This is a genomic window from uncultured Gemella sp., assembly GCF_963519265.1.
GTDB lineage: Bacteria > Bacillota > Bacilli > Staphylococcales > Gemellaceae > Gemella.
The window spans coordinates 19447-29243 of record NZ_CAUQNQ010000012.1; the positions used below are offsets into that span (position 1 = coordinate 19447).

The window sequence follows — 9797 nt, forward strand, 5'->3', positions numbered from 1 at the left end:
GTAATATAAAAAGAAAGGAGAAAACATGAACTTAGAATTATTAATTGGTCCAAGTGGTGTAGGGAAAACGAACTACATATTAAATGATATCGAGTTAAATAGAGATAAACATAAAATAATTGTATTAACTCCAGAACAGAACAGTTTTAATTTTGAAAAAATGTTATGTGATAAATTCGGTGGTACTTTTAATATTGATGTTATGAATTTTTCAAGTTTAACTAGAAAACTATCTAAGCAATTAGGAATGGATAATCTTAGTAGATTAGGAGATAATATTAAGCCGTTTTACTTTTATAAAGCTGCCAAGAACTTAAAAAGTAGTGGAAATTTTTTAGTTAAAAGAATTATACAAGATGTTAATTTTATAGAAGTTATAGAAGAAATTATAAATGAATTAAAAGAGTATAAGGTAAGTATTAATTTATTAGAGGAATATTTAGAGAAAAATAATAATCTTGAAAGTAGTCATAGAGAAAAATTAGAATCTATTTTAGAAATATATGTTGAATATTCGAGATTATTAAAAGAACAGGAGACTTTTGATAAAGTAGATTATATAAATGAATTATTATTGTATCTAGAATATATAGATATAAGTGAGTATATTTTTTATGTAGATGGTTATTACAACTTCACAGCACAGGAATATTATTATATTGAAAAACTTGCCCAGAAGTCTAAAAAGTTAATAATTAGTGTTATAAGTGATGCAAATAGATATTTTAATTTTGATTTATCGCAATTACTCCAAGGTTACGAACTAGAAAAGATGAAATATAATGATTTTTATCTATCTGATTTATATAGTGAAGAGAAATATAAGCTTGATATTTTTAGAAAATCTCATGAGATTGTTGCTAGTATGAATGAAATAGTGAAAAATAATAAAGATGTGAATTTTTCTGTAGTAGCCTTTGTAAAAAAGGAAGATATAAATACTCTGAAATTTGATATTAAAGACAATATCGTAGAAAAATATGAAATCTTAGAAACTCATAGAGGTCGCTTTAATGGGATTTCTAATGATGTTCTTGCTGATAAATATTATAAAAACTTCACAGCGCAGTATGAGATTGATGATAGTATTGAGATTATATGTGCAAAAAATAAGGAGTTAGAGGTTAAACAAATTGCTCGTGAGATTGTGAAACTAAATCATAATAATATTAACCAAAATGAGATAGCAATTCTTTATCGTGATAATACATACGAAAATTATTTGAATATTTTTAAAGATTATAATTTAGAGGTTCATTTAGATAAAAATATTGAAACTAGCAATCATCGTTTAGTTAAGTTTATACAAGAAACACTATATTTTGATGAAGGTAGTTTTAAAACTAGATTATTAAATTTACTGAAAACTAGGTTAACGAATTTTGAGAATATTTATCGTCAAAAAGCTATTGCACATGTTTTACTAGGAGATTCAAATATTGATGAAAAACAACTAGAAAACGATATTGCAGAGTTAGATGAAACAGTAATAAAGGATAAATTTGCAACTAGTGATTTAGTAAAAAATCTTGGAAGAAAATATGGATATAGTGATTTATTAGAAAAAGTTAGAGTGATTTCAATAGATGATCTTGAAAATATATTAAATGAAAAATTGGTAAGTACGCATGGTGATATTTTAAAAGATTACTTTATTGAAGAGACGACAAAACATACGACTGAACAACTTGAAATTTGTAGACAAGTTTTATTAGAACTTATTAATAAGGTTTCAGAAGTTTCAGCTAAGAACAATCTTCAAGCTAAGAGATATATAAAAAAATTAGTGGATGTTTTTGACCATTGTAAGATTAGAATGTACCTTGATAAAGAAGATGGTGAGTATGATAACATTGAAGAGCTAAAAATTGACAGTATAGATAGGCAAGTTTACAAAAAAGTTCTTGAATATATTAATGATATAAATGAGAATTTTGGTAGTGAAAAGTTTGAATATAAAAAATTTGTTACTCTTTTTAATACTGGATTAACATCTATTAAGTATCGTTCAATACCAGAAATAAATAATTCTATTATTATGTCTACTATGGATTTAGCGAAAGTAGAAAATAAAAAAGTTGTTTTTGTCTTAGGATTTAATAAAGATGTATTGCCAGTATCTAAGAGTTCGGGATTAATAGACGATAAAGATAAAGAAAGATTAATTAACAATGATATATTTTTATCACCGACAAAAGAAGCGGCGCTTATAGATGAAGAGTTTGTAGCTTATATTGCTATGACAAGAGCTCAAGAAAAAACATATATAAGTTATAGTTTACTTGATAAAAGTTTTAAAGAAAATTTTGCATCTCCATACTTAAATACAGTAAAATCTCTATTCCCAGAATTAGAAGAAAAGCAAACTTCAAAAATTTTAGAGTTTTCTATTGCTGATTATAATTATTATTTAGAAAATATTTCAGAGATAGTTTCATCTAAGGAATTTAATTATCTATTCGCAAAAATTTATCGTAGATTTATGGAAGTGAAAGATAGTAAGACAAGCGAAGTTGAGGTTTTAGTTGAACTTATGATTAAGTTTTTAGAACAGTATCAACTTACATCAGTAAATGAAAATTATGAAAATTATGAAGTTCTTGATGAATTAAATGATAGGGTATTTTTCTCTAATGATACTAGTATTAAAAATTATTTATCTAAAATAATTAGAGATTATAAGTTTGAGCTTAATCGTGGATACATTGATGAATTTTTAGAAGTTAAGAAAGATAGTTTTTCTAAGTTTAGTATTTCAAAAATTTCTGATTTTGAAAGAAATCCATATCAATTCTTTGTTAAACGAGTACTTGGCATTGCTGAAGAAAGGGATATTGATATAGACAGTCTTGTTACCGGGAAATTCTTCCATGCAGTAATGTCAGAAAAAAGAATTACTAATTTTATAGCTGAATGTGGAAATAAATTTGATATAGACAAGCTAAAAGATGAAGATATTATAAAGAGATTTAATATTAAAGAAATCTTGAATGATGTTATTTATTCAAGTGATAATAAAGATATATTAGAAGCCTTGCAGTTGATAGAATTATTAAACACTCATAAGTATATTTTTAATAATATGATTCTAAGACTTGAACTAGCTGTAGCAATAGAAATAAAATATTTTGCTTTAACGAGATTTATGCCAACGTTCTTAGAAAGAAAATTTAGTTTGGAAATTGTAGACAATGTTATTACATGTGAAAATAAAGAGACTGGTGAGATTAATAAGAAAGAACTGAAACAGAAATATAATATACCACCAATTAAATTTACAGGGGTAATTGATAGGGTTGATGTAAATGGAAAAAATATTTCAATAATAGATTATAAGAGTAGTCAAAGCGATTTTTCTTTAGATAGTTTAGAATTAGGATTTATTTCTCAAATTTTGACTTATGCATTGGCATGTGAAATGATGTTTGGTAAAAATTCAGAAGATATCTTAGGAATATTTTATAGAGAAATAGCAAAATTAGGAAAAGATTTAAAGACATACAGATTAAGAGGGTTAGCTAACAGTGATCTAATATTAGATGATGAATTTTATGAAAAAGCGCCGGATATTATGTATGTTAGAACAACGAAAGCTAAAAAGATTCACGGAGCGGATAGTCATAAGGCGTTCACGAGTCCTGAACTTGAAAAATTAGTTAATAAGAATCTAGATAACATAATGAAACTATTAGAGAAAATCATTGTATTTGATTTTTCTTTGGATAATTATGAAATTGATAATCAGTATTGCACAGAAAAACAAACTTTATTTAATTTTGCAAGTAATAGTGATACGCGTTTGAACTACAGGGAAATCGTTGAACTTAAGCCGAAAGAACTAAAAGAAAAGATACTTAATGACTTAAGATAATCCCGGTTTAGAAAAATTTTATGAAAATTGATTTGTTGTTTTGAAAATAAAAAGCAACAAATCAAATTTTTTTTTATAATTTTTTCTATTTTTTAATCACATTTGACAAGTTTTATATTATAATAGTATATGGAATATAATGTCAGCTTTTAAATCAAGTTATTTGTATTGATTAACTTGAGTTGAAATATGCTAACGAATAGATATAGAGGCAAGGATAAAATAAATATGAAATTAACTTTTTTTGAAAAACTAGAACAGTATAAAAATAGTTCTAAAGAAGTATATATTAATAATATATATCAGAATGAAAATTTAACGTATAAAAATTTAATAGAGTATTCAGATAGACTTGCGTTTTATCTTGAAGAAAAATTAGGAGAAAATAAAAATCCTATAGTAGTGTACGGACATAAACATCCATTTATGTTAGTATACTTCTTAGCATGTGTAAAATCAGGAAGAGCATTCTGTCCAGTAGATATAAACACACCAAAAGAAAGAGTAGAAGAAATAGTAGAAACAACAGATTCTAAAATAGTACTAGTCACAGAAGAAATAGATCTAACTAGAGAGGTGCTAGATGTTAAGTCTACTAAAGAGATAATATTGAGTACTCAAAATGCTATTTCAAAAGAAAGCTGTGTGAAAGACGAAGATATATTCTATATAATTTTCACATCAGGAAGTACAGGAAAACCAAAAGGAGTATGTATCACATACAACAACCTAAATAACTTCTTGCACTGGTACACAGGATACTATGATGAGAAAGAAGAACTAGTATTTTTAGGACATCCACCATTCTCATTTGATTTATCGGTAATGTCATTATGGCCAAGTATTTATCTAGGAGCTACTTTGGTACAAATAGATAGAAAACACCAAGAGAACTTCAAAGTAATGTTCGAAGAACTAAATAAATCAAATGCAACGATATGGATTTCAACACCATCATTTATAGAAATGTGTTTTATAGATAAAAACTTCAATCAAAACCTAATGCCGAAGGTAAAACAATTCGTCTTTTGTGGAGAAAAACTATTCAGCACAACGGTAGAAAAAATTCATAAAAACTTTGAAAATGCACAGGTAATAAATACTTATGGACCAACAGAATCAACAGTAATGGTCACATGGGTAGAAATAACAAAAGAAGTGAATAAAAAATACTACGAGAACCTCCCAGTTGGAGAAGTAAAATGGGGAACAAAAGTACACCTAGCAAATCCAGATGAAGAAAACAAAGGTGAAATAGTAATCACAGGAAACACAGTTGCAAAAGGATACTTCAAAAATGACGCTATAACAAGTGAAAAATTTGGTATAGGAGAAGTAGATGGAAAAGAAGAGAGAAGTTACCTAACAGGAGACTTAGGGTACTTCAAAGGCGGTATGCTATTTTGTGAAGGGCGCATAGACTTTCAAGTAAAACTACATGGCCACAGAATAGAACTTGAAGATATAGATAATAATCTACTTAAAAATAAAAAAATACGCCAGGCAGCGACAGTGCCAAGCTACGAAGATGGAAAAGTAAAAGCATTGACATCATTTGTAGTATACAATGAAGAAATAGAAAAACGCTTCGAAGTAACAAAACAAATAAAACAAGAACTAAAAAAATTAGTGCCAGAATACATGATACCGAAAAAAATAGTATTCCTAGAAGAAATGCCATTAAATAACAATGGAAAAATAGATAAGAAAAAGTTAAAGGAGTTAGTATAGAATGAGCTACTTTGACGGAAATGAATTTTTCTTTTTCTTAGCTATAGCACTAATCATAGGATTTATAATAAACTATCTAGGTAAAAAAATAGAATATTATATATTGGCATTATCAGTAATATTTGCCATAGCGGTATATGGTAAAAGTACGATAATGTTAGCGTACCTAGTAGGATTCATATTTTATGAATACATATTAGTATTAATAGCCCAAAAAACAGAAAGCAAGAAATACTTAAAAATCTTAGTAGTACTATCGATATTACCACTAGTAATAAACAAAGTATTCGCAATTACTCACCTACATTTATTAGCCTTTATAGGAATATCGTATATGTCATTTAAGACAATACAAATTATGATAGAAATCTCAGATGGGTTAATAAAAGAAAAAATTAGTGTTGTAGAATATATACAATTCTTATTATTCTTTCCAACTGTAAGCGCAGGTCCGATAGATAGAAGTAGAAGATTCATGAGCGAAATGAAAGAAAGAATGCCGAGGACAGAGTACTTAGAATTAGCTGGAGAAGGAGTCTACAGACTAATATTAGGGTTACTATATAAAATAGTATTCTCAACATTAAGCTACCATTATTTAGTAGGTTTAACAAACCATGGCACATTTGTCTATTCTATGAAATACATGTATTTATATACATTGTACCTATTTTTTGACTTTGCCGGATACAGTTTAATGGCAGTGGGAAGCAGTAACATCTTAGGAATAAGAACACCGATGAACTTCGACAAACCATTCCTAAGTATAGACATAAAAGACTTCTGGAATAGATGGCACATAACACTATCAACGTGGCTTAGAGACTTCGTATTCTCGAGAGTCTTTATGGAAGCAACAAAGAAAAAAAGATTCAAGAAAAGACTAAATACAGCAATGTATGCCTACATGGTAAACATGGTACTTATGGGATTTTGGCACGGCTTAACAATAAGCTATATAGTGTATGGATTCTACCATGGAATACTTATGGCAGGATTTGAGTATTATCAAAAGAAAAGTAAGTTTTACAAAAAGAATAAAAATGAAACATGGTACAAAGTACTTAGTTGGTTCATAACGATCAACTTAGTAATAATAGGTTTATATATCTTCTCAGGAGAACCATATAAACTAATAAGTCATGTATTAAAAAAATAATAAAGAGTTAGGAGAACAAGCATGATAAAAGAGCAAGTATTAGAAATGTTAGAAGAAATCTGTGAAGATGAAGTAGTAAGAGAAGACTTAGATGTAAACATGAAAGAAGAAGGACTAATGGACTCTTTAGCTTTCGTAGAAATGTTAGTGAAAATCAAAGAAATCTTTGGATTAAGCATAGCTCCAACAGAAGTAACATATGAAGAAATCGATACGCCAAATAAAGTAATTTCATATATAGAAAATAGGAAATAAAATCATGATAAGATTAAAAGCATTTTTAATATCAATAGTATTGGTATTAATTACACTTGTAATTTTAAACATGACCCTTCTAAAGAAGATTGAAACTTATTATAAAGTCAATGATAATAGCGTTAGATACAGTACCTCTTTTGAAAAGTACAAAAGTAGAGATATAATAGTTGAAAATATGACTCCTAGAACACTTTTACTTTTGGGGTCTTCAGAGTTAACTACAACAATTAATGAGAATTATCATCCTAAGAGAATATTTAATTATGAAGATTTTAATATTATGCAAGTGGGGGTAGGAAATTCTCAAAACATTATTCATGCAGCAACTATAGGTTCTATAGGAAATGATGTGAGGAATAATGAGATAGTAATGATTCAATCTATTCAGTGGTTTGATAATAAGAATGGTATTTTAAAGGATGCATTTCTATCTAGAATTTCTAGTGAGCATGTTTACAATACTATGAGAAATGATAAAATAAGCTATCAAACAAAAGAAAGGTTTATAAATAGAGTTATAGAACTTTCAGCTTCTAACAAAGAATTAAACAAAAAATATAAGAGTTATAAACGATACTTCTTGAATGGAAAAGGAAATAAATTTACAGAAGAATTTATAAAATTAGATAATTATTTTTATGTTTTAAAAACTAAATTGAATTTTTATAAAAATAAAGGTAAAGAAAATTATCCAGTTAGTGGTGAAAATACTCCAAATTATAATTGGGAAGAATTAGATAAACAGGTAATCGAAGAAGCTAAAGACCGAACTAATAATAATGATTATCAGATTGACAATACGTACTATGATAAATATATAAGAGCTAAGTACGATCAGTTAAAAAATATTTCAAAGAATACAAAATATGATGATTCTAAGGAATATGAGGATTTAGACATACTATTATCTATCGTTAAGGATTTGGATTTAAATATTAAGTTTGCTATTCTTCCTGCTCACGGGAAGTGGAGTGATTATACTGGAATAGGTAGTGAGAAAAGACAAGTTGCCTATAATAAATTAAAAGAAATTGCTAAAAAAAATAACATAGAAGTAATGGATTATTCAAGTAAAGAATATGAAGATTATTATATGTATGATGCAATGCATGTAGGTTGGAGAGGATGGATTGATTTTGAAAGAGATCTTTACAAACTTAAAAAGTAAATTAAGCTATAAACAAAGACTAACACTATGGATATTATTCTTTTATGCAGTAATAATGGGAATAATAATATATTGTTTTGTGACTGATTTTTCAAATGTCCAAGAATATGTATATAGTGAGTTTTAATGATGGGACGGTACTGACTCAAAAGTCCTAAATTTTAAAAAGTTTATATGATAACTCATAAACGTAGTGGTATATTGATATTTAAATTCACTTTATGAAAGCTTTTTAGATATCTAATAAACTTTGCGGGGGTGACTCGACAGAATCTTGTTTCAAAAGGAATCATGATATTGTTGAGACGCTCCCTTTTTTATTGGCTCTTTGTCAAGTTGCATATAAAAATTGAAATCCGGAGCTGGAATTTTTTCCATGCCCCAGCTTTAGTATACAACCAATATTTCCCAGTTACTACTACTTGGCTTAGCATTAAAGTTGTTATGCAGCCCTTGAGCAGTTTTTTTATGTACCTGCTCGGCAGTTAGTTCGTGCAATTTTTTATTGATATTTATAATTATTTTGATTCTTTATGAATGAACTATTTTCTTATAAAAAATGATTGATTTTTTTTTTTTTTTTTGATATAATAATGACTAGAAAAGTATAAAAGATAATTATTTTTATATAATTAAATAAAAAATTATAATTTAATTATAAAAGAGATAATTTATGGAGGTATATATAATGAACAAAAATACAAAAAGAGTTTTATCGGCAATAACGATTGCAAGTTTAGCAGTAGTACCTGATGGGATAGCTCTAACAGTAGCTCCGTCAGTGTTTAATTTAAATGGTGGGGTGGTTCACGCTGCTGAAGAAAACATAGTAGATCTTCATTACCGCTTCGAAGGAAAGGATGACTTAATTAACGTTAAGGTAAATATTGCAGAAAATCCTAATGCTACCGTTGGAGACTACTATCCATTATCTAAGGATGGTGCTGATTTAAAATATATTACCAAAGGCAAAGGAATGATGTGGGTATATAAAGTAGATCCTGATCATAACTATAGAGTTGACCATAGAGGTGATTTACTTTCTAAATATGCACATCTGCATCTGTTAGGCGTATATACCAAACCAAACAACGCTAGTACAGAAGTGAAACCAAACAATGATGGTAATGCAAACGCTGGTGCTAACAATAATGAAACACCTCACAAAGTAACGATCACATACAATTTTTACGACGATCCAATGAGTCCATTCAGTAGCAGTAGTAGTAGCAAAGTAGTTGACGTTACTCCTAACCAACCATTGTCAGATCATATCCCAGAAACATTCCCTGGTGGATATGTATTTTATGGTGCAGGTGGATATATAGGTGCACATGGTGAAGGAGGCAGCAGTAAGGAACTCCTAAAACGTAACGATCTTTTTGGTAACTGGACTAATGTCAGTGTCACATACCCTAGAAGAAGCAATGGATCTAGAACTAACCCTAGCAACGCTGGTACTAACAATAATGAAAAACCTCACAAAGTAACGATCCACTACAGTCTTTACAACGGTTATCATCCAGTAGAATCGCCTAGTAGTGAAGTATTTTATGTTACTCCTAACCAACCATTGTCAGATCATATCCCAGAAACATTGCCTGGTGGAT

General features: G+C 28.3%; 6 protein-coding genes. All 6 read left to right on the plus strand.

The genetic code is table 11. From position 1 onward, the window contains the following. Positions 1-25 precede the first annotated feature (25 nt). Positions 26-3871 (plus strand): PD-(D/E)XK nuclease family protein, encoded by a 3846-nt coding sequence (locus RWN11_RS02840; protein WP_314160284.1) that lies wholly within the window; start codon positions 26-28, stop codon positions 3869-3871. 228 nt (positions 3872-4099) lie between these two features. Next, entirely contained in the window at positions 4100-5602 is a 1503-nt protein-coding gene (gene dltA / locus RWN11_RS02845) for a D-alanine--poly(phosphoribitol) ligase subunit DltA (protein WP_314160285.1), read from the plus strand. A 1-nt stretch (position 5603) separates the two neighbouring features. Then, a complete protein-coding gene (gene dltB / locus RWN11_RS02850) occupies positions 5604-6761 on the plus strand; it encodes a D-alanyl-lipoteichoic acid biosynthesis protein DltB (protein WP_314160286.1) in 1158 nt (385 codons plus the stop codon). 21 nt (positions 6762-6782) lie between these two features. Continuing rightward, positions 6783-7016, plus strand: coding sequence for a D-alanine--poly(phosphoribitol) ligase subunit DltC (dltC, locus tag RWN11_RS02855; RefSeq protein ID WP_314160287.1), 234 nt, complete (start codon positions 6783-6785; stop codon positions 7014-7016). Positions 7017-7020: 4 nt separating this feature from the next. Then, on the plus strand, positions 7021-8187 hold the full coding sequence (gene dltD / locus RWN11_RS02860) for a D-alanyl-lipoteichoic acid biosynthesis protein DltD (RefSeq protein ID WP_314160288.1): 1167 nt from the start codon (positions 7021-7023) through the stop codon (positions 8185-8187). A 688-nt stretch (positions 8188-8875) separates the two neighbouring features. Beyond that, positions 8876-9797: hypothetical protein (locus RWN11_RS02865; RefSeq protein ID WP_314160289.1), on the plus strand; the 922-nt coding region annotated here is incomplete at its 3' end.

Coding starts and splice junctions, on each gene's coding strand:
- dltA (WP_314160285.1), top strand. CDS start 4,100: ATGAAATTAACTTTTTTTGAAAAACTAGAACAGTATAAAAATAGTTCT.
- dltB (WP_314160286.1), top strand. CDS start 5,604: ATGAGCTACTTTGACGGAAATGAATTTTTCTTTTTCTTAGCTATAGCA.
- RWN11_RS02840 (WP_314160284.1), top strand. CDS start 26: ATGAACTTAGAATTATTAATTGGTCCAAGTGGTGTAGGGAAAACGAAC.
- dltC (WP_314160287.1), top strand. CDS start 6,783: ATGATAAAAGAGCAAGTATTAGAAATGTTAGAAGAAATCTGTGAAGAT.
- dltD (WP_314160288.1), top strand. CDS start 7,021: ATGATAAGATTAAAAGCATTTTTAATATCAATAGTATTGGTATTAATT.